Here is a 19,288-nt window from a genome sequence, read left to right on the forward strand (position 1 = left end):
CCGGGCCGGGCCGCCCTGCCAGGAGGCGTCCATCGGGTCGACGCTGAAAGAAAGTGGCAGAGAGGACCCACGATGGGCAACGACGAGATCCTGGTGGGCACCGACGGCTCGGCGGCCGGTCACGCCGCGGTTCGGTGGGCGGCCCAGGAGGCGCAGCGCCGCGAGCTGCCGCTGCGCATCGCTCACGTCTTCGGCTGGCAGTGGTACGCCGCCCGGTTCGGACCCGGCGACGTCCACCTGGCGGAGGCCGAGAACGCCGCCCGGGCCGTCGTCACCGAGGCCGAGAAACAGGCTCGCGCAGTCGCCCCCACCGTGCCGACGCGGCCGTACACCCTCATGGGCAAACCCGCCGCACGCCTGCTCGAGCTGGCCCAGGACGCCCAGCTCACCGTGGTGGGCAACCGAGGCCACGGCGGTTTCGCGGCCCTCCTGCTCGGATCGGTCGGCCAGCGGCTGGTCACCCATGCGCCCGGCCCGGTGGTGGTGGTGCGCGGGCGCAGCGACACCCGACAAGGCCCGGTGGTGGCCGGCGTGGACGACTCTCCGGCAGCAGGCCTCGTCCTGGCGACCGCCTTCGAGGCTGCCGTACTTCGCGACTCCGCCCTCGTCGTCATCCGGACTTTCCTGCCCGCCGTACCCCTGTGGATCGACGGCGTGCCGGCCACCGAGGTCCGCACCCCTGAGGAGGACGCCGCCGAGCATGACCGCCTGAATGGTCTGCTTCAGCCCTGGCGAGAGAAGTATCCGCAGATCACGGTGGAGGCGCTGGTGTCGCACGACAGTGCCGCGGCGGTGCTGACCGGCGTCTCCCACGGCGCTCAGCTGGTCGTGGTCGGCAGCCGCGGTCACGGCACCATCGCGGGTGTGCTGCTCGGCTCGACCGGGATGCAGCTGTCGCACCACGCGGACTGTCCGGTGCTGATCGCCCGGCCGGATCCCGACGGCGGCGACCTGCGATGACCACAGCCGGCACCAGCGACCGGCGGCCGGTCCCAGCCGGCGACGAGGCTGACGTTCTCACCGCCGACGGCGCGGTCGTCACGATCCGCCCGACCCGCGACAGCGACCGCGCCGGGATCACCGCCCTGTTCGGCGAGGCGTCGCCGGAAAGCCTGCGGATGCGGTTCTTCATCGTTCCCGGATCGTCCACCCTCCGCGCTGAGATCGACCGGTTGCTGCGGCCCGGCAGCGAGAGCAACGTCGCCGTCGTCGCGGTACTGGCCGGCACACCCGTCGGTGTCGCCTCGTACGAACGCGTCGACGGCCGGCGGGCGGAGTTCGCGGTCTTCGTCGCGGAGCGCCACCGCGGGCGCGGCATCGGCACCCTGCTGCTGGAGCACCTCGGCGCCCAGGCGCACCGCCACGGCATCACCGAACTGACGGGCGAGGTCCTGCCGGGCAACGTCCGGATGCTCGAGGTCGCCCGGGACCTGACCCCTCACGGGCGGACCCGGTTGGTCGGCGGCGTCGTCGACGTCGGCATCACCACGGACACCGACGAATCGGCGGAGCTCGCCATCGACGTCCGCGATCGTGTCGCGGAACGCGCATCTCTGCGGGCCATCTTCTCCCCCACCGCCGTGGCCGTCGTGGGAGCCGGGCACCGCAGCGGTGGTGTCGGCCGCGAGACACTGCTGGCCCTCCGGGCCTACGGCTTCACCGGCCGCCTGTACGCGGTCAACCGAGCGGGCACACCCGTGGACGACATCCCCGCCCACCGCAGTGTCCGCGAGTTGCCGGCACCGATTGATCTGCTCGTCGTCGCCGTGCCCGCGGACCAGGTCCCGGCCGTCCTGGCCGATGCCGGATCGATCGGTGTACGCGGAGTCGTGGTGCTGAGCGCGGGGTTCGGCGAGGACGGGCCGCAGGGCCGGCAACGTCAGCACGACCTCGTGGTGTCGGCACGCTCCCAGGGCATCCGCGTGGTCGGCCCGAACTGCCTCGGGCTGATCAACACCGATCCGGCGGTACGGCTCAACGCCAGCTTCGCGCCCGTCGCGCCGCGGCCCGGCGGCCTGGCGGTCGCCGCCCAGTCGGGTGCCGTCGCGATCGCGTTGCTCGACAGCGCCACCCGGTACGGGCACGGTGTCTCGACGCTGGTGTCGCTGGGGAACAAGGCCGATGTCAGCGGCAACGACCTCATCGCGTACTGGCACGACGACCCGGCCACCCAGGCGGTGGCGCTGTACCTGGAGTCCTTCGGCAACCCGCGCAAATTCGCCCGTACCGTCCGGGCCCTGGCCCGCCGCAAGCCGGTCCTGGCGCTCAAGAGCGGCCGTTCGCCGGCCGGCCGGCGCGCCGGCGCCTCCCACACGGCCGCGGCGGCGGCTCCCGCGGCCACAGTCGACGCACTGTTCGATCAAGCCGGCGTGGTGCGCACCGACAGCCTCGGTGAGATGCTCGACGCGGCCCGGATGCTGACCGGCCAGCCGTTGCCGGCCGGCGGTCGTCTCGCCGTCGTGGGGAACGCCGGAGGCCTCAATGTGCTGGCGGCGGACGCCGCGGAGGGCAACGGTCTGCGGGTCCCGCGCCTGAGTCCGCCCACCACGGACCTGCTGGCCCGGCTGGCCCCCGAGGCGGCCGCCACGGCCAACCCGGTGGACCTGGGTGCGGGTGCCTCGCCGGCTGCCTTCGCCGCCGCTGCCGCCGCCGTGGCGGACAGTGGCGAGGCCGACGCGCTGTTGCTCGTGGTGATCGGCACCCGCGCCAACGCCCCCGGCGAAATCCTCGCGGCGCTCGGCCCGGTGGCCGACCGGCATCCGCGCCTGCCCGTGGCCGCCGTCCTGGTCGGCGGCGACGGTGCCGCCGTCACGCTCGGGGAACGTCGAGCGCCGATCTTCGACCTGCCGGAACGGGCCGCTGCCGCCCTGGCGCGGGCCAGTTCGTACGCCGCGTGGCGGCGCCGGCCGCTGGGTCGCCGGCCACAACTGAGCGACGTGGACGCGCAACGGGCCTCCGCCCTGGTCCGCGAGGCACTGGCCGAGGGCGGCCACTGGCTGTCCTACGACCGTACGGAGGCGATCCTGGCCGCGTACGGCATCGTGATCCTGCCGGCGACCACCGCTCACACAGCACGCGAAGCGGTCGTGGCCGCCGACCGGGCGGGGTATCCGGTGGTGCTGAAGTCCGCGGATCCGGAGCTGGTCCACAAGAGCGACACGGGAGGAGTCCGGTTGAGCCTGGCCGACGCGGCCGCGGTGGCGCGGGAGTTCGGCGCCGTGGCGGCCGCCGGGCAGCCCGGTCGTGGTGTCCTGGTGCAGCGGCAGGTCTCCGCACCGGTCGAGCTGCTCGCCGGTCTGGTGCACGACCGGCTGTTCGGGTCGGTGGTCCTGCTGGGTCTGGGCGGCGTGCGCACCGAGCTGTTCGACGACCGTGTCCTGCGGCTCGTCCCCCTGACCGATCTCGACGCCGCCCGGATGTGGCGGAGTCTGCACTGCGCGCCGCTCCTGACCGGCTACCGGGGCACGCCATCGGTGGACACCACCGCCCTCGAGGACCTGTTGCTGCGGCTGGGCCGCCTGGCCGAAGATCTGCCCGAGGTCGCCGAACTGGACCTCAACCCGGTGCTCGCCGGCCCGGACGGAGTCGTCGCGGTGGACGCGAAGCTGCGGCTCGCACCGGTCGACGCCGAACCGGATCCCACCATGCGCCGGCTACGGCCCGCGGCCCCGCGGTAACCGCGCCTCCGGGTGCGTTGCGGGTGGTCGGACCAGCCGGTCGGGGGTCGAGACACATCCCGACCGTCACCGTCGTGACCGGGACGCAGCGTGCCGAAGCCGGTCCCGGGGCGGATGGCGTTGGTCGCCGGTTCCGTGGCCACCGGGAGCACTCTGCCCGGGCCACGCTCGGCCAGGCCCGGTGACGGTCCTCGGGTGCGCCTCCGCGGCGAAGGCCGGGGTGACCGGGTCGAAGCTGTCCCGGTCGTACTGGCAGATGGCGGTGAAGCGGCCATCGGCGCACAGACCGGCGGCCGCCGCCTCGATCGCGCGCAGCTCCCGCACCGGGGCGGGCGGGTCGCCCAGCACATGTCAGCGGTCATCCGCAGACCGGTGTAGCCCTGCGGCATGGTCGAGCCCGCCCGCGAGGGCCTCGAGCACGCGCTTTTCAGCCGACCAGGAACACCGGGCAGTCGCCCCGCTGGAGCAGGGCGCGGCTCACCGACCCCATCAGCGCGTCGGTGACGGGACGCTTGCCGTGCCTGCCCACGATGACGGCCGCGGCCCTGCCGGACGCGCCCAGCAGCGCGGTGATCGGATCACCCACGACCGTTCTGTGGTGGACGACGACACCGTCGCGCTCGTCCGCCCGGTCAGCCGGGGCGGGACCATCGGCTGTCGCGTGCATCTCGATCAGCTCACAGCCGCGCAGCTGGGCTTCACGCATCGCGAAAACGATCGTGCGCGACGATGTCGGTGAGGCGTCCACGCCCACCACGATCGGCCGGGTGGCGAAGTGCGGGCCGGGCGGCCAACCGGGCACTCGTACCACCAGGACCGGACCGGGGTGACGGGTCGCCACCCGGTCTCCGACCGTCATGCCGAGGGTGGCGCCGGCGATACCGTGCTGATGCCCGACCACGACCAGGTCCGCGGACCCGGCCTCCGCCAGCAGCATCGTGGCCGGCGCGCCGATCACGAGGTGGCTGGTCACGGCGACGCTCGGGGAGTATCCGTGCACCCGGTCGGTCATCCGCTCGAGCAGCCGCGCACCGAGATCGCGGGCCGGGTACCGGGCGGTGCCGCCGTGCTGCACGTGGACCAGCCGCAGCTCCCAGCCGCGCAGCTCGGCCTCGATCGCGGCGTGGTCCACGGCGGTGTAGCTGATCGGGCTGTCGTCCACCCCGACCAGCACGAGGCCTGCCTCGGTCCGGTCCGGCCGGGACGGTGCCGGCGTCGGCGTGGTGTCGCGGGTCTCGCGGTAGCCGTAGGCGCCGAGATAGCGGTTGACCGCCTCGCTGTAGGGAGTCGCACGACGAATGTCGCCGGCAGCCCGCCGGCCTTCTCGTTGCGTTCTCTGGGTGTCGATGTCACTCATCGCCAGCCTCCTGGTGCCGATCCTTCATATCCAGCACAGCTGATCGACTGTGCTCAGGACAGGGCCGGAGGTCCTGCCCCCGCTGGCCCGGCCGCGGCAGCAGACATCTGCTCTCGCGGTCCGCCGACAGCTCCACCAGTTGCCGGGTGGAGGCCCCCAACCGGCGGGTCAGAACGGCGACGAACCGCGTCGTCAGCTCGAGGCCCAGCGCAGGATCCGCACCGATCAGGTCGCGCACGCCGGCGGCCCGGAACTCCACCGCCCGGATCTTGTCGGCCACCACCGCTCCGACCGTGCACCGGTACGGCGGCACGAGCCAGGTGCAGCCGACCACGCCGTCGACACCGACGAGCTCGATCACGACATCGCCGCGGCCGGGCAGGTAGGTGTCGAGGGCGACGGCACCGGATCGCAGCAGCCAGAAGTTGTCGGCCGGCCCGTTCTGCGAGCACAACCGGTACCCGGCGGGCCGCACGACGCGGCGGCCGTGCACCGCGAGCCGCTGCAACCAGCCCATGGGCAGGTCCCCGAGAAGCGGATGCAGGACCAGCTCGTCGAATACCGTCAGTGGCGACATCTGTGTCTCCTGCCTGGGCGCTAGACCCGGATCGCGGACATGTGTCACTCGCGGTGACTGGACCCGGGGTCAGGAGGTGAGCTGGGTCGGCCGGTGGGTGAGGCGCTCGATGTCGCCGGCGGTCGCATCAAGCAGCTGGTGGGCCAGATCCGCCAGGGCGCGGGCGACCGCGAGCTCGTCACCGATCTCGGGGACCTCGGGATCGGCGGGGCGGCGCCGGGCGAGCCCCTCCGCTCGCAGTGGCTCCGTCGTACCGCTGTACAGCCGCGCGACGGCTCGGGTACGCCGCTCGTCGTCGTGTTCGTTGATGTCGATCTCGATCCGCCAGGTCCGCGTGTGGACCATGACAGCACCTTCTTCGCGGTCGTAGTGACAAGACCTTCTCAGTTCAGCCCCGCGCAGGCCGGTCCGGCAGAGGCTTAGGTCACGTTGTGGCCCGGCATCGCCGGGGAGCCGGCCGTCTCATCGACGGGCCGGGAACGCCAAGCGGGCGGGATCAACAGCACCGGACAAACCGCGGCGCGCATGGCGGCGATGCCGAGTGAGCCGTAGACGAGCTCGGCGAAACGGCCGGTCCGGCCCATCCCGGCGATCAGGAGGCGACTCCGCCCGGCGGCCCGCTGCAGGGTGTAGCCGATATCGGTGTCCTGCACGATCAGGCGCTCGACGACCACATCCGGGTACGTCCAGGCCCAGCCGGCCAGTGCCTCGGCGAGCTGCCGGTCGGCCTGGGCCCGGTCGGCGCCGCGACCGCCCTCGCCCGCGGAGACCTCCGGACCGGTCGAGGAGGCCACCACGTGCAGAGCCACCAGATGCGCCCCGTACCGGACCGCCTCATCGTAAGCGCAGGCCACGGTCGATGTGGACCGCTGCTGACCCGAGGCGGCCAGCACCACCGGCCCGCGCCGCGGTGCGGTCCCGCGGCGCACGAGCAGGGGGCAGGCACTCTGGTGGGCGAGATACGTCGCCGTCGACCCCCAGCTGGGCTGGGTCAGCGCTTCGTCGCGATGACCCAGCACCAGCAGCCGTGCCGAGGCTGATCGTTCGGTCAGCACGGTGGACGCCCTGCCGTTGAGCAGTTCGGTGCTGACTTCCAGCCGGGGCGCCTGATGGCGGGCCCGCCGCGCCGCGAGGTCGAGCAGGTGCCGGCCGTCCGCCTCGGTCGGCAGCGGGCTGCGGACCCGCGTTTCGGTGCTGTGCCGACTCGGCCAGACGTGCACGATGACCAGGGACGCATGCCGTCGCGCCGCCTCCTCGACCCCGAGATCGACGATGGCCAGGTGTTCCCGGGCCTGGTCGATCGCGACCACGACGGGAAGCTGCTGCGGGTCCGACACGACGGTGTGCATACCTTGAACGTAGGCGCGGGGGCGATCCGGCAGAACGGCCGACGGACCGGGATGCCCGGGACTTTGGTCCGTCACTTGCCGTAGTACGCGGCCCGCATGATGTCCTGCATGTCGTCGAGCATCGGCATCCGCGGGTTGGCCGGCGCACACTGATCCTGGTAGGCGTTCAGGGACTGCTGCGGCACCGCGTCCAGGAAAGCCTGCTCGTCGACGCCGATCTGCTGGAACGACTCCTGGATCCCGACGTCACGGCGCAGCTGCTCCACCGCCTGAGCCAACGACTCCACACCCTCCTGGGGCGTGGCGGCGGGCAGCCCGAGCACCCGGGCGATGTCCTGGAAGCGTTCGGGGGCCCGGTAGCTCTCGTACTTGGGCCAGCCGGTCAGTTTCGCCGGCACCGAGCCGTTGTAGCGGATGACGTGCGGCAGCAGCACGGCATTGGTCCGGCCGTGGGCGATGTGGAAAGTCGCGCCCAGGGTGTGTGACAGGGCGTGGACGATGCCCAGGAAGGCGCTGCCGAACGCCATGCCGGCGATGGTGCCGGCGTTGTGCATCTTCTCCCGGGCCTCCGGGTCGTTCGTGCCGTCGGCGACGGAGCGGCCGAGGTAACCGAAGATCATCTTGATCGCCTGCAGCGCGAGCCCGTCGGTGAAGTCGTTGGCGTAGACGGACACGTACGACTCGATCGCGTGGGTCAGCGCGTCGAAACCGCTGTCCGCCGTGATCGCCGGCGGCAGATCGGCGGCCAGCACCGGGTCGACGATCGCGACGCTGGGCGTCAGCGCGTAGTCGGCCAGGGGGTACTTCTTGCCGGTCGTGCTGTCGGTGATGACGGCGAACGGGGTGACCTCCGCCCCGGTGCCCGAGGTGGTCGGGATGCACACCAGCCGGGCCCGCTCGCCCAGGGTGGGGAAGGTGAAGGCCCGCTTGCGCACGTCGAAGAACTTCTCCCGCATGTCGGAGAAGACCACCTCCGGGTGCTCGTAGCGCAGCCACATCACCTTCGCCGCGTCCATGGCCGATCCGCCGCCGAGCGCGATGATGGTGTCCGGCCGGAAGGAACGCATCAGCTCCGCACCGCGGTCCACGGTGGCCAGACTGGGCTCGGGCTCGACGTCGTCGATGATCTGCAGGGCCACCCGCTCCGGCCGGTGCTGCAGCACGGTGATGATCCGGTCCACGTAGCCCAGCCGGGTCATGGTGTGGTCGGTGACGACCGTGACCCGTCGCACGCCGGGCATGTCGGCCAGGTACCGGATCGAGTTGGGCTCGAAGTAGATCTTCGGCGGTACCTTGAACCACTGCAGGTTGTTGCTGCGCCGGCCGATCCGCTTGATGTTGATCAGATCCACCGCCGTGACGTTGTGGGACACCGAGTTGCGCCCGTAACTGCCGCAGCCCAGCGTGAGCGAGGGTAGGAAGGCGTTGTACATGTCGCCGATACCGCCCTGGGAGGCCGGTGCGTTCCAGATGATGCGGACCGCTTTGACCTGCCGGCCGTACGCCTCGGCGACGGCCTCGTTCTCGGTGTGGATGACCGCGCTGTGTCCCAGGCCGTGGAACTCCACCATCTGCGCGGCCAGGTCGAAGCCCTGCTGCGTGGACCCGGCCCGCAGCACCGCCAGCACCGGACACAGCTTCTCGCGGGTCAGTGGCTCGTGCGGTCCCACGCCGTCCACCTCGACCAGGATGATCGAGGTGTCGGGCGGCACGGTGAAGCCGGCCCGCTCGGCGATCCAGTGGGCGCTGCGGCCCACGACCTCCGCGTTGAGCCGGCCCTCGGCGCAGTCGGCGCTGCCCGCCGCCGCCCCGAAGATGAACTGCTCGAGCTTGGCCTTGTCCTGCGCGGTGGCCCGGTAGGCGTGCAGCCTGCTGAACTCGGCCAGCGCGGCGGGATAGATCTCCGCGTCGATGATCGCGGCCTGTTCGGAGGCGCAGATCATCCCGTTGTCGAACGACTTGGAGAGCACGACATCGTGCACGGCGCGGGGGAGCTTCGCGTCACGGTGCACGTACGCGGGCACGTTGCCCGCACCGACGCCCAGAGCCGGCTTCCCGGCCGAATAGGCCGCCCGCACCATGGCATTGCCGCCGGTGGCGAGAATGACCGACACCCCGGGATGGCGCATGAGGGCACCCGTTGCCGCGACGGACGGACTCTCGATCCACTGGACGCAGTGTTCCGGTGCGCCGGCCTCGATCGCCGCGTCGCGGACGATGCGCGCCGCCTCGGCGCTGCACCGTTGAGCGGCCGGGTGGAAGGCGAAGATGACCGGATTGCGGGTCTTGAGGGAGAGCAACGCCTTGAAGATCGTCGTGGAGGTCGGGTTGGTCACGGGAGTGACCGCGCAGACCACGCCGACCGGCTCGGCGATCTCGACGATGCCGTTGATCTCGTCCCGGGAGACGACCCCGACCGTCTTGAGTCCGGCCATGTGATGAGGCACGTGCTCACAGGCGAAGATGTTCTTGACGGCCTTGTCCTCGAACACTCCCCGGCCCGTTTCCTCGACGGCCAGCCGGGCCAGCTCGGTGTGCCGGCTCAGCGCGGCCACCGACGCCTTGGCGACGATGGTGTCGATCTGCTCCTGGGTGAACGCGTCGTACGCGGCCAGCGCCGAGAGACCGTGCTCGACCAGCGCGGTGACCATGCTGTCGATCTCGTCCGGTGCCTCGACGGGCACTGCGGCGACGGTGGCTGTGTCGGCCATGGCGGCATCCTCCTGGTCGGGAGCCGGCGCGTACCGCCCGCTCACCGTCCACTGTTGCCAGCCGGACGTCATCGCACCCGACCGCAACGACCCGACCTGACGGGCCGTTGGTCCCGCACCGGACACATCCGGCGGCCGGGGGTCACCGCTAGGCTTCTGAGCCACCGCGAGCGGCGATCCGCCGCGATACCGACAGGAGCAGCTCCATGAGCCAGGTGCCGGACGGATCCCCGCTTCCGTTCCCCGTGACCGCCTCACCTCCCCAAGTGTGGCGGCACGACCACGCCACCGGGTCGGTCATCGCCGCCGCCCCGGCCCACACCGACCTCTACATCAATCCCGGCGGGGCGGACGCCGCGGACGCCGAGACGATGCTGAACGCCGCGACTCTGCTCGGCCTGCCACCCGCCGGCGACTTCCAGTTCAGTGCTCGGGTCAGCGTCGACTTCCGGGCCCAGTACGACGCCGGGGTCCTGCTGCTGTGGGCCGACGAGCGGCACTGGGGAAAGTTCTGCTTCGAATTCTCCCCGGCCTCGGCGCCCATGGTCGTCTCCGTGGTCACCCGGGGCGTCTCCGACGACGCCAACGCGTTCACCGTCGAAGACCACGTCGTCTGGCTGCGCGTCTCCCGTATCGACCGGAGCTACGCCTACCACGCCTCGGTCGACGGCGCGACCTGGCAACTGGTCCGCGTGTTTCATCTCGGGGACGACATCGCCGGCCACCGGATCGGCTTCGAGGCCCAGTCACCCACCGGCGACGGCTGCACCGTGACCTTCGACCGCGTCAGCTTCGAGCCCCGGCGCCTCGCGGATCTCCGCGACGGCTCATGACGACGGTGCCCGGCCGGTCGTGGCCGGGCCTCGCGCTCACGGCGGAAGGCTCGCCCCGCGGGCCTCGAGAAAGGGGGCAGGTCATCTCGGGCCGCTGCGGCGACGAGCCCTCCTCCCTCGATCATCCCCACGGTGCCCCGGCTCTGTCAGAGTCATCCGACCTGCTCCACGGGACGCCCGGTCCGTGGGGCGGACCCGGCCTTCCGGGTCCGGCCCCTGCGATCAGCGCGTCAGCACGACCTTCAGCGCGCCCGTCTGCGCCGGGCGGGAGAACGCGTCGTACGCCGGCACGATCTCGTCCAGGGCGAAGCGGTGGGTGACCATGTGGCCGGTGTCGAGCTGCCCGGCGACGAGCATGTCGAGCAGCTTGGGCGTCGAGTACGTGTCCACCAGGCCGGTCGTGATGGTGACATTGCGGATCCACAGGTCTTCCAGGTGCAACGTGGCCGGCTTGCCGTGCACGCCGATGTTCGCCACCCGCCCGCCCGGACGGACCAGCGTGGTGCAGAGTTCGAAGGTCTCCGGGGTGCCGACCGCCTCCATGACCACGTCGGCGCCGAGCCCGCCGGTCAGCGACCGGACGACGGCGAGCGGATCGTCGCCGGCCAGGATCGTGGTGTCAGCGCCGAACAGTTTTGCCGCCTGCAGGCGGCTCTCGGCCTTGTCCACCGCGATGACGTGGGCCGGGGAGAAGAGCCGGGCACCGAGGACGGCAGCCAGACCGATGGGTCCGGAGCCGACCACCACGACCGTGTCCCCGGGGCTGACCCGGCCGTTGAGCACGCCCACCTCGTAGGAGGTCGGCAGGATGTCGGCGAGCAGCACGGCGGCCTCGTCGGTCACCGAGGACGGCAGCTTGTAGGTCGACAGGTCGGCGAACGGGATGCGGGCGTACTCGGCCTGCACTCCGTCGACGGTGTGGCCGAGGATCCAGCCACCGCCGCCGAGGCACTGACCGTAGCTGCCTTCCCGGCAGAACCGGCACACGCCGCAGGCCGAGATGCAGGACGCCAGCACGCGGTCGCCGACGGCGAGCGCGCTCACCCCCGCACCGGCCTCGACGACGGTGCCGACCGCCTCGTGCCCCAGGATCCGGCCCGGGGTCACCTCGGGCACGTCGCCGCCGAGGATGTGCAGGTCCGTGCCGCAGATGGTGACCGCGTCGACGCGGATGACCACGTCCTTCGGATCCTGGATGTGTGGATCGGGAACCTCGGTCCAGGAACGCTGTCCCGGCCCGCCGTAGACGAGTGCCTTCATGACGCCTCCTTCGAGTGTTGCGGTGCCCCTGTCGACGGTGCCCCGGCCGACCCGGCCGGCGGCAGGGCCGTCCGGCCTGTCCCCGTGCTCAGATCGAGCCGGACATGCTGTGGGTGGGCCGGCGGCGGATGCGGCGCAGCCGCGAGCGCAGCCGCTCCTGCATGAGGTCCGTGGCCTCCTGCAGGGTCTCCCCCACCGCGTGCACGTGCACGTGGACGCCGCCGATGTTCACGTGGGCGTCGACCCGGTCGCCGGGCGCCGCCGCGTCCAGGGTGATCCAGGAGGCGACCACGGGATCCGGGGCGTGCTGCAGAGCCGCGTCGAGCTTGGCCACCGCGTAGTCCGTCGCCTCCGGCGGAACAGCGCCGTGAGTTCGGACGTGTACGGGAAGAGCGGAACCGATGTACGTCATGGCGTGACCTCCGAGACGGTGAGGATCTGCCTCCACGATCACCATTGCGGAGCCGCGGAACCAGGGACCTTGGACCCGAGTCGGCTGCGGGTCCGGCCGGTGGATCCGCGCCGCGGTCAGGCGTGCGGCGGATCGACGGGGTGCGCCTGCTGGTCCTGGACGGCAAGCGCGGCCATCTCCGCACGGTAGCGTTCGCGGCTGATGGTCCCCGCGGTCAATCGTCGGTACAGGTCGGACTCCACGCACGGCGCCGGCTCCGGTGGCAGCGCCAGCACTTCACCCAGACAGGCATCGACCCGGGCCTGGGGCGCGGCGTCGACCGGCGGACGCGTACGTGCCGGTCCGCGCCGAGGTGGCGGCAGCAGCAGGATCAGCCGGACGGCGATGAGGAACCACACGACGATGGTCAGCGTGTCCACGGCACCTCCCGGAACCGGCCGGAGCGCGAAGGCGAGCACATTCCTTCTTCAGCGTCGTCTCCGGGTGCGGATGACGACAGAGCCGAACGTCCCGCCGGACCCGGCACGGGCCGATCAGCGGCGGCAGCGGGCCGGGAGACCCTGTCGGCCCGCACCGAGCGGCGGTTCGCTGAAGACAGGACTGCCGGCGCGGTGCCGGCCGGCGAGTGGAGGCGAGCCATGTCGGTGGTACGGCTGGAACACTTGACCAAGGTCTTTCCCGGCGGCACCACAGCGGTCGAGGACTTCACCCTGACCGTGGCCGACGGAGAGTTCCTCGTGCTGGTCGGTCCGTCCGGCTGCGGCAAGTCGACGGTGCTGCGAATGATCGCCGGCCTCGAGGACGCCAGTGGCGGCGACATCCTGATCGATGGCGAACCCGTCACCGACTGGGCTCCCAAGGAACGCGACATCGCGATGGTGTTCCAGAACTACGCGCTCTACCCGCACATGACGGTGCGGCAGAACATGGGCTTCGCGTTGCGGCTGCGACGCGTACCCGCGGCCGAGGTGGACCGTCAGGTCCGCGAGATCGCCCGCCTGCTGGGTTTGTCCGAACTGCTGGACCGTAAGCCGGCCGCGCTCTCCGGCGGCCAGCGCCAGCGCGTGGCCATGGGCCGGGCGATGGTACGGCAGCCACGGGTGTTCCTCATGGACGAGCCGCTGTCCAACCTCGACGCGAAACTGCGGGTGTCGATGCGCGCCGAATTGTCCCGGCTGCACCAGCGCTACCGGATCACCACCGTCTACGTGACTCATGATCAGGTGGAGGCGATGACCCTCGGCGACCGGATCGCGGTCATCGACCGGGGGCGGCTGCAGCAGGTCGGCACGCCGGAGGAGCTGTACCAGGCGCCGGCCAACCGGTTTGTCGCCGGCTTCATGGGTTCGCCGAGCATGAACTTCGCGACCGTCACCCTCAGTGGCGAGGATCCGGTCAGCGTGACGCTGGGTGGCGTCACCTTCCCGCTGCCGGAGGTGCTGACCCGTCGGCCCGGGCTGGCGCCGTACCGCGGCCGGCAGATCGTCATCGGCCTCCGGCCCGCCGCCTTCGCCGTCGCCTCCGCGGCGTCCGAGGGACCGGCGCTGCACGTCGTGCCGCTGGGCGTCGAGGCTCTGGGCGACGAGAAGCACCTGCTGTTCGACGCGCCCCGCGTCGCTGACGCCGACGCCGCCGGCGCTGCCGACGAGGTGCCCATCACCGTGGACGAAGCGGCCGCGTCGCAGCTGTGGACCGCCAAGGTCGTCCAGCACGCCGACGTGGCCATCGGTCGCGCCGCGGTGCTGACCGTCGACCTCCGCGAGGCGTACTTCTTCGATCCGCAGACCGGCGAGGCGATCGCTTCGGTCGCTGCCGACCCGGCGCCGGCCACTGCGGGCGCGGCGGCACCATGAGTGTCACGACGACCGGCACACACCGGGATGCGTCGGCCATCGTCGTCGCCGGCCTCACCCGCCGGTACGGGTCCCTGCTGGCGCTGGACCGGATCAGCTTCACCGTGGAGGCGGGACAGACCGTCGCGTTGCTCGGGCCCAACGGAGCCGGCAAGACCACGGCGGTGGAGATCCTCGAGGGCTACCGGTCGCGGGACAGCGGGAAGGTGTCCGTCCTCGGGTTCGATCCGGCTGACGGCGGGCGCTCCTACCGGGAACGGATCGGCATCGTGCTGCAGACGGCCGGGTTCGAGGAGGAGTTCACGGTGGCCGAACTGCTGAAATTGCAGGTGTCGCTGTATCCGCGCCGGCGTGACCCGGACGAACTCGCCGAGCTGGTCGGTCTGGCCGACCGCCGCCGTACCCGGGTGAAGGCGTTGTCCGGTGGGCAACGGCGCCGCCTGGATCTCGCTCTGGGCCTCGCCGGGGCGCCCGACCTGCTGTTCCTCGACGAACCGACCACGGGATTCGACCCCGCGGCCCGCCACCACGCCTGGGAGCTCATCGCCCGGCTGCGTGCTGTCGGTACGACGATCCTGCTCACCACCCACTACATCGAGGAGGCCGAACGGCTCGCCGACCGGGTGGCCGTGCTGCGGGCCGGGCGACTGGTCGCCTGGGGACGGCCGAGCGACCTGCAGGCTCGATGCGGCCTGCCGAGCCGCTTGTCGTTCCGGCTGCCGGCCGGCTTCACCGTGGACCGGCTGCCGCCGATGTCCGGCAGCCTGCGGGCCAAGGACGCGGACATCGTCGTCCTCACGCACCGGGCTCTGGCCGACACCCGCCGGCTGACCGAGTGGGCCGCGGCGAACTGCCTCGATCTGCCGGAGCTGACCCTGACGCCTCCCGTGCTCGAGGATGCCTACCTCAGTCTCACCGGGGAGCCGGCGGATGACGACCGATGAACGCCCGGCCACACCCCCGGCGCAGCCCACCCGCTCGCTGCCGCACCCGGTGCGGGCCCTGACCGCTCACGCTCTGCGCGGTTTCACCCGCTCACCCGGGTCGGCGTTCTTCACGCTGATCTTCCCGCTGGCCTTCCTGAGCATCGTGTCCGCCGTCGTCGGGAACGAGATGACCGGTGCGGGAGTGCCGGTGGCGCAGTTCCTGGTGGCGCCGTTCGCGGTCTTCGGAGTGGCCGAGGCGACATTCGTCGTGCTGGCCACCGACACCGCCGGGCTGCGGGAACGGGGTGTCCTGATGCGGTTGCGCGGCACGCCGGGGCCGGTGTGGACGGTGCTCGCCGCGCGGGTGGCGGCCATGGCCGTGGTGTCCGCCGCGGCTACGGCGTTGCTGACCGGGGTCGGTGCCGGTTTCTACGGCGTGCACCTCGTCTGGCGGAAGACCCCGGCACTGCTGCTGACGCTGGCGGTGGGCATCGGGTGTTTCTCGGCTCTCGGCCTGGCCCTGGTGGCGCTGACCCGCACGGCGCTCATCGCGCAGACGCTGACCCAGGGACTGCTGATCCCGCTGGCCTTCATCTCCGACGTCTTCATCGTCGGGGCCGATCTGCCGGCGTGGCTGGACCGGATCGGCTCGGCGCTGCCGCTGCGGCACTTCGCGCGCGCGATGGCGCAGACCTTCGACCCGGCCGGCGGGTACGGCTTCCGGCCCGCCGATCTGCTGATGATGGCGGCGTGGGGCCTGCTGGGTGCGGTCGTCGCGCTGCGGCGCTTCGGCTGGATGCCGCGCGGGTCGAGGTCGGCCGACGTGGCCACGGCGCCGGTGCGGACCGGGCCGGCACCGGCCGCCCCCGAGCTGCGCCCGGTGCGGACCGGTCGCCGGACCGCTCCGGCACTGCTCCTCGGGCAGATCCGGTACGCCCTGACCAGCCAGTGGCGCGACCCACTGGCCGTCTTCTTCGCGGTGATCTTCCCGGTCCTGCTGCTCGGGCTGTTTCCCACGGTGTTCGGCGCCGGTCCGGTGCACGGGCTGACCGCGGCGCAGTACCTGCTCCCGGGCCTGACGGCGTACGCGATCGCGGTCGCCGGCTACGTGAACATGCCGGAGGACGTCGCCCAGGCCCGCGGCAGCGGCGTCCTCAAACGGCTGCTCGGCACCCCCCTGGCGTTGCGGTGGTACGTCGCCGGGCGCATCTTCGCGGTACTCGTGGTGTCAGTGCTGTCCACGGTGCTGCTCTGCGCGGTCGCCGTGCTGTTCCTCGACGTCCGCATCGACGTCGCGCGGTGGCCGGCGCTGGCGGTCGGTCTCGTGCTGGGGGTCTCGTGCTTCGCCTGCCTCGGGCTGGCCGCCGTCGCCCTGCTGCGCTCGGCCACCTCGCTGGTCGCGGTCACTCTGGGCACGCTCCTGCCGCTGAGTTTCGTGTCCGACGTCTTCATGGTCGGCGACGTGCCGCCGCCCGGCTGGCTGGCCGCCGTCGGAAACCTGTTCCCCCTCAAGCACCTCGCGGCGGCACTGCTGGCCGCCACCTCCCCGGCCGGGCCGGGCACCGGCATCGCCACCGGCCACCTCGCGGTCGTCGCCGCCTGGACTGTCGCCGGCCTGCTCGTCGTCCGTCTCAGAGGTCTGCACCGGGACTGACCACACGGGCCGTCACCGGGCGCTCCACGCCTGCACGATGCGGGACTGCCGCTGGGATGACGTGAGGAGCTGGAAGTACACATTGCGCATGTCCGGGGCGCTCAGGCCCGCAGGCAGCGGCCGCAGGAGCGCGACGGTCTCCCGCAGAGCCACCGCGACCACGTGCAACGCGGTCGCTCGGCCCGACCTGCCGCGCGCCCGTAGCCGCTGGTAGTCGTGTTGCGCCGCGGGGTCGGAGAACAGGCCGGGGCGCAGCTGCGTACCCGGGTCGTCCACGGCGTAGCGTTCGAGCAACAGACGGACAGCGACCAGCTCGCGGGTCTGCGCCGCGACGAGCTCGGCCGGGAACGGCGCGTACTCGTCGGCGAAGGCGACGAGCAGGTCGTGCACCATCTTGATCTGGACCGCCACGGCGCGCAGGTGAGCACGCTGCACCGGATTGATCGATCCGGCCGGCTGGTCGAGGACCTCGACGCCGCAGAATCCGGCTCGATCCCGCCAGGCGGGTTCCAGCACGGACGTGTTTCCCCGATCCGTCATGGCGTCTTCTCCTCAGGACAGCATCCGCATGGGCCGATGGGTGACGTGCTCGATGTCGTCCGCGGCGGCGTCGAGCACCTTGTACGCGAGGTCGGCCAGCGCCCGGGCGGTGGCCAGCTCGTCGCCGATCTCGGGAACTTCCTGGTCCGCCGGCCGCCGGCGGGCGTCGCCGGCTCCGTGCGGCAGCGGGCGGGCGCTGCGCACGACCGCGTCCGCGTGGGTACGGCGCTCGTCGGCGTGCTCAGTGATGGTGATCTCCACCGTCCAGGTACGCGCACGGACCATGACGGCACCTCCTTCGGGCCACAGGACGACCGTGACACCGGGACCCTCGGCGGGCCCGGCCGGAGCCTTCCTTGCCTCTATCCCAGACCCGGAGAGGTGCCGTATGCAGGGCCATTGGTCCCGAGTCGGTACGCCCGGCGGCTCAGGGCTCCGGCGGCACGGTCATCGGATGACGTTCGGCGTCGCGTTCGGCCAGCCGTTGCATGGCCCGGCGGTACTGCGGTCCGCTCAGCTCGGCGTCCAGCAGTTGCCGGACGAGGACGCCTTCCAGCGTCTCCGGCTTCGCCACCTCCCGCGCCTGCCCGGCGCCGCGCCCCGATGCGGCCTCGTCCTCAGCCGTTCCCTCTCTGATCGCCGACCAGGCGGTCACGACGAGGAACACCACCATTGCGACCGTCATGAACGCTACGAGGATCATCCTCATCACCCCCTCGTGCGCCATCATCGATGTCGTCACGGCCGGTGCGGCAGGGCCTGATGTCCCGTCCGCCAGGGCATGTCGGGGCACCCTCCGGCGGGGTGACCCCCGGTCACCAGGAGAGGCAGGTCGCTGACAGACGCCGATGCGGTACGACGATCAACGGGCACCAGGTCCGCCCCAGCAGCATCCGGGTCGTCTCCCCCAGGAGAGCGACCGCGGTGGGCCGATGGCTGGACGCGCCGACCAGGAGCATCGAGGCGCCCTGGCTGAGCGCGATCAGCGCCTCGGCCGGGTCGGCGTCGTGCAGGACGTCCCGCTCCACCCGCAGCGCCGCTTCGACGGAAAGGTTCCCGTCGATGAGGGTGGTGAGAAGCCGGCTCGCCCCGTCCAGGTCACGGTGGCAACACCGATGATGGTCACAGTCGGGCGGACGGCAGTCGGACCAGACGTAGGTGGCGCGCAGCGGCACCCCCAGGGCGACGGCGATCGACCAGCCGTGCCGTAGCAGGGCGCCGGGATTGCCGTCATCGTCGAGCGCGACGAGGACGGGTCCGGTGCGGTCACCGAGCGCCCGACCGGCGACGGTGACTGGGCGGTCGGCGACTCTGAAGGGGGCTTCGGGTGGCGCCGACATGACCGTCGACATCTTCCTGCCTCCTGCCCCGGCCCGGCGCGCTGCCGTCCGGCGTTGTCACCGGGCCCGAGTCCAGGATCCTCCGCCGGCACGCCGGCCGGTCGGGCCGTCGGACACGCGGTGCCGGGACCGAAGTCATGACCAGCGGGGTACCGGCGCCGGCTGCTCAGCCCTTGCCCCGCACGACGACCACCGGGCAGTGCGCATGCTGCGCGCAGTGCTGGCTGACCGAACCCAGCAGGGTGCCGGTGAATGCCCCGTGGCCGCGCGAGCCCACCACGAGCAGCGCCGCGTGCGCCGAAAGGTCGATCAGCACCTGGGCCGGGTGCCCGGCCACCACGGTCTCCAGCACGGGGACGTCGAGCTCGCCGGCTCCGAGAGCCTCCTGGACCGCCTCGCTCAGGATCTTGCCGGCCGTGGCCGCGAAGTCCTCGTACGGGAACACCGCACCCATGCCGTAGTAGGCCGGGAACTCCCACGACGTCACCGCCTGCACCCGGCCGCCGGTGCGCCGGGCCTGGCCGAGAGCCCAGCGCAGGGCAGCCTTCGACGACGGCGAGCCGTCCACGCCCACGACGATGTCGGTGTCGCGGACCTCAGCGGCGTTCTCGTTCTCTCGCAGCATCATGACGTGCCTCCCATCGATCAGGGTGGTCTCGGGCGCCCGGCCCGGTCCCTCCTCGACCGTGGGCCGCCGCGCCGTCCCGGGCCAGAGCCGAAATGCCCGGCCGCGGGCAGAACAGGTCTTCCGGCCCCTGTCCCGGGGCCGGGCCCGGCGGGACCATGAGCGCAGAACCCT

At 71.9% G+C, this 19,288-nt stretch carries 19 protein-coding genes; 6 read left to right on the forward strand and 13 right to left on the reverse strand.

Features of this window, described 5'->3' with window-relative positions:
* The first annotated feature begins 72 nt into the window (after positions 1 to 72).
* Together AB0C12_RS26705 and AB0C12_RS26710 are read left to right on the forward strand one after the other, a co-directional pair.
* Positions 73 to 960 carry a universal stress protein gene (locus AB0C12_RS26705; RefSeq protein WP_360552452.1) on the forward strand — a complete coding sequence of 296 codons (888 nt, stop codon included), beginning with the start codon at positions 73 to 75 and terminating at the stop codon, positions 958 to 960.
* Positions 957 to 3,677, forward strand: a complete 2,721-nt coding sequence (locus AB0C12_RS26710) for a GNAT family N-acetyltransferase (protein ID WP_360552454.1) — start codon at positions 957 to 959, stop codon at positions 3,675 to 3,677. The genes AB0C12_RS26705 and AB0C12_RS26710 overlap by 4 nt, the downstream gene beginning before the upstream one ends.
* A 427-nt stretch (positions 3,678 to 4,104) precedes the next feature.
* On the opposite strand, the gene AB0C12_RS26715 is transcribed toward AB0C12_RS26710, so the two are convergent.
* The 5 genes from AB0C12_RS26715 to adhE form a co-directional block, all read right to left on the reverse strand.
* Complete coding sequence (locus AB0C12_RS26715; protein ID WP_360552456.1) at positions 4,105 to 5,034, reverse strand: universal stress protein; 930 nt, start codon at positions 5,032 to 5,034, stop codon at positions 4,105 to 4,107.
* Entirely contained in the window at positions 5,027 to 5,611 is a 585-nt protein-coding gene (locus AB0C12_RS26720) for a cyclic nucleotide-binding domain-containing protein (protein WP_360552458.1), read from the reverse strand. Before AB0C12_RS26720 ends, AB0C12_RS26715 begins: the two co-directional genes overlap by 8 nt.
* Before the next feature lie 69 nt (positions 5,612 to 5,680).
* Positions 5,681 to 5,956, reverse strand: coding sequence for a DUF1876 domain-containing protein (locus AB0C12_RS26725; RefSeq protein WP_360552460.1), 276 nt, complete (start codon positions 5,954 to 5,956; stop codon positions 5,681 to 5,683).
* Positions 5,957 to 6,030: 74 nt separating this feature from the next.
* Entirely contained in the window at positions 6,031 to 6,960 is a 930-nt protein-coding gene (locus AB0C12_RS26730; protein ID WP_360552462.1) for a universal stress protein, read from the reverse strand.
* A gap of 71 nt (positions 6,961 to 7,031) precedes the next feature.
* Positions 7,032 to 9,671 carry a bifunctional acetaldehyde-CoA/alcohol dehydrogenase gene (gene adhE / locus AB0C12_RS26735; protein WP_360552464.1) on the reverse strand — a complete coding sequence of 880 codons (2,640 nt, stop codon included), beginning with the start codon at positions 9,669 to 9,671 and terminating at the stop codon, positions 7,032 to 7,034.
* A gap of 206 nt (positions 9,672 to 9,877) precedes the next feature.
* On the opposite strand from adhE, the gene AB0C12_RS26740 reads away from it, so the two are divergent.
* Positions 9,878 to 10,504 (forward strand): DUF1349 domain-containing protein, encoded by a 627-nt coding sequence (locus AB0C12_RS26740; protein WP_360552466.1) that lies wholly within the window; start codon positions 9,878 to 9,880, stop codon positions 10,502 to 10,504.
* 222 nt (positions 10,505 to 10,726) lie between these two features.
* Here AB0C12_RS26740 and AB0C12_RS26745 read toward each other — a convergent pair whose 3' ends face one another.
* From AB0C12_RS26745 to AB0C12_RS26755, 3 genes are all read right to left on the reverse strand, one after another.
* A complete protein-coding gene (locus AB0C12_RS26745; protein ID WP_360552468.1) occupies positions 10,727 to 11,764 on the reverse strand; it encodes a zinc-dependent alcohol dehydrogenase family protein in 1,038 nt (345 codons plus the stop codon).
* An 88-nt stretch (positions 11,765 to 11,852) separates the two neighbouring features.
* Entirely contained in the window at positions 11,853 to 12,176 is a 324-nt protein-coding gene (locus AB0C12_RS26750) for an HPF/RaiA family ribosome-associated protein (RefSeq protein ID WP_360552470.1), read from the reverse strand.
* Positions 12,177 to 12,292: 116 nt separating this feature from the next.
* The gene (locus AB0C12_RS26755; RefSeq protein ID WP_360552472.1) at positions 12,293 to 12,595 is read right to left on the reverse strand and encodes a hypothetical protein; all 303 of its coding nucleotides are present in this window, start codon (positions 12,593 to 12,595) and stop codon (positions 12,293 to 12,295) included.
* A gap of 219 nt (positions 12,596 to 12,814) precedes the next feature.
* Between AB0C12_RS26755 and AB0C12_RS26760 the strand changes: the two genes are divergently transcribed.
* Genes AB0C12_RS26760 through AB0C12_RS26770 form a run of 3 tightly spaced genes read left to right on the forward strand, consistent with a single transcriptional unit; the run spans position 12,815 to position 16,609 of the window.
* Positions 12,815 to 14,029: an ATP-binding cassette domain-containing protein gene (locus tag AB0C12_RS26760; protein WP_360552474.1), complete on the forward strand. Its 1,215-nt coding sequence runs from the start codon at positions 12,815 to 12,817 to the stop codon at positions 14,027 to 14,029.
* A complete protein-coding gene (locus AB0C12_RS26765) occupies positions 14,026 to 14,973 on the forward strand; it encodes an ABC transporter ATP-binding protein (RefSeq protein ID WP_360552476.1) in 948 nt (315 codons plus the stop codon). Before AB0C12_RS26760 ends, AB0C12_RS26765 begins: the two co-directional genes overlap by 4 nt.
* Positions 14,960 to 16,609 carry an ABC transporter permease gene (locus AB0C12_RS26770; protein ID WP_360552478.1) on the forward strand — a complete coding sequence of 550 codons (1,650 nt, stop codon included), beginning with the start codon at positions 14,960 to 14,962 and terminating at the stop codon, positions 16,607 to 16,609. Before AB0C12_RS26765 ends, AB0C12_RS26770 begins: the two co-directional genes overlap by 14 nt.
* 12 nt (positions 16,610 to 16,621) lie before the next feature.
* Here the strand turns inward: AB0C12_RS26770 and AB0C12_RS26775 are convergent, their stop codons facing one another.
* From AB0C12_RS26775 to AB0C12_RS26795, 5 genes are all read right to left on the reverse strand, one after another.
* Positions 16,622 to 17,149 (reverse strand): DUF2202 domain-containing protein, encoded by a 528-nt coding sequence (locus AB0C12_RS26775; RefSeq protein ID WP_360552480.1) that lies wholly within the window; start codon positions 17,147 to 17,149, stop codon positions 16,622 to 16,624.
* A 12-nt stretch (positions 17,150 to 17,161) separates the two neighbouring features.
* Positions 17,162 to 17,434, reverse strand: a complete 273-nt coding sequence (locus tag AB0C12_RS26780) for a DUF1876 domain-containing protein (protein WP_360552482.1) — start codon at positions 17,432 to 17,434, stop codon at positions 17,162 to 17,164.
* Between the two features lie 142 nt (positions 17,435 to 17,576).
* Positions 17,577 to 17,852 carry a hypothetical protein gene (locus AB0C12_RS26785; protein WP_360552484.1) on the reverse strand — a complete coding sequence of 92 codons (276 nt, stop codon included), beginning with the start codon at positions 17,850 to 17,852 and terminating at the stop codon, positions 17,577 to 17,579.
* Positions 17,853 to 17,964: 112 nt separating this feature from the next.
* The gene (locus AB0C12_RS26790) at positions 17,965 to 18,501 is read right to left on the reverse strand and encodes a universal stress protein (protein WP_360552486.1); all 537 of its coding nucleotides are present in this window, start codon (positions 18,499 to 18,501) and stop codon (positions 17,965 to 17,967) included.
* A gap of 154 nt (positions 18,502 to 18,655) precedes the next feature.
* A complete protein-coding gene (locus tag AB0C12_RS26795; protein WP_360552488.1) occupies positions 18,656 to 19,117 on the reverse strand; it encodes a universal stress protein in 462 nt (153 codons plus the stop codon).
* Positions 19,118 to 19,288: the final 171 nt, after the last annotated feature.

The sequence above is a fragment of the Actinoplanes sp. NPDC048967 genome, assembly GCF_040649415.1.
Taxonomy (GTDB): domain Bacteria; phylum Actinomycetota; class Actinomycetes; order Mycobacteriales; family Micromonosporaceae; genus Actinoplanes.

Coding starts and splice junctions, on each gene's coding strand:
- adhE (WP_360552464.1), bottom strand. CDS start 9,671: ATGGCCGACACAGCCACCGTCGCCGCAGTGCCCGTCGAGGCACCGGAC.
- AB0C12_RS26720 (WP_360552458.1), bottom strand. CDS start 5,611: ATGTCGCCACTGACGGTATTCGACGAGCTGGTCCTGCATCCGCTTCTC.
- AB0C12_RS26790 (WP_360552486.1), bottom strand. CDS start 18,501: ATGTCGACGGTCATGTCGGCGCCACCCGAAGCCCCCTTCAGAGTCGCC.
- AB0C12_RS26715 (WP_360552456.1), bottom strand. CDS start 5,034: ATGAGTGACATCGACACCCAGAGAACGCAACGAGAAGGCCGGCGGGCT.
- AB0C12_RS26710 (WP_360552454.1), top strand. CDS start 957: ATGACCACAGCCGGCACCAGCGACCGGCGGCCGGTCCCAGCCGGCGAC.
- AB0C12_RS26785 (WP_360552484.1), bottom strand. CDS start 17,852: ATGATCCTCGTAGCGTTCATGACGGTCGCAATGGTGGTGTTCCTCGTC.
- AB0C12_RS26795 (WP_360552488.1), bottom strand. CDS start 19,117: ATGATGCTGCGAGAGAACGAGAACGCCGCTGAGGTCCGCGACACCGAC.
- AB0C12_RS26780 (WP_360552482.1), bottom strand. CDS start 17,434: ATGGTCCGTGCGCGTACCTGGACGGTGGAGATCACCATCACTGAGCAC.
- AB0C12_RS26770 (WP_360552478.1), top strand. CDS start 14,960: ATGACGACCGATGAACGCCCGGCCACACCCCCGGCGCAGCCCACCCGC.
- AB0C12_RS26730 (WP_360552462.1), bottom strand. CDS start 6,960: ATGCACACCGTCGTGTCGGACCCGCAGCAGCTTCCCGTCGTGGTCGCG.
- AB0C12_RS26740 (WP_360552466.1), top strand. CDS start 9,878: ATGAGCCAGGTGCCGGACGGATCCCCGCTTCCGTTCCCCGTGACCGCC.
- AB0C12_RS26725 (WP_360552460.1), bottom strand. CDS start 5,956: ATGGTCCACACGCGGACCTGGCGGATCGAGATCGACATCAACGAACAC.
- AB0C12_RS26705 (WP_360552452.1), top strand. CDS start 73: ATGGGCAACGACGAGATCCTGGTGGGCACCGACGGCTCGGCGGCCGGT.
- AB0C12_RS26750 (WP_360552470.1), bottom strand. CDS start 12,176: ATGACGTACATCGGTTCCGCTCTTCCCGTACACGTCCGAACTCACGGC.
- AB0C12_RS26745 (WP_360552468.1), bottom strand. CDS start 11,764: ATGAAGGCACTCGTCTACGGCGGGCCGGGACAGCGTTCCTGGACCGAG.
- AB0C12_RS26765 (WP_360552476.1), top strand. CDS start 14,026: ATGAGTGTCACGACGACCGGCACACACCGGGATGCGTCGGCCATCGTC.
- AB0C12_RS26760 (WP_360552474.1), top strand. CDS start 12,815: ATGTCGGTGGTACGGCTGGAACACTTGACCAAGGTCTTTCCCGGCGGC.
- AB0C12_RS26775 (WP_360552480.1), bottom strand. CDS start 17,149: ATGACGGATCGGGGAAACACGTCCGTGCTGGAACCCGCCTGGCGGGAT.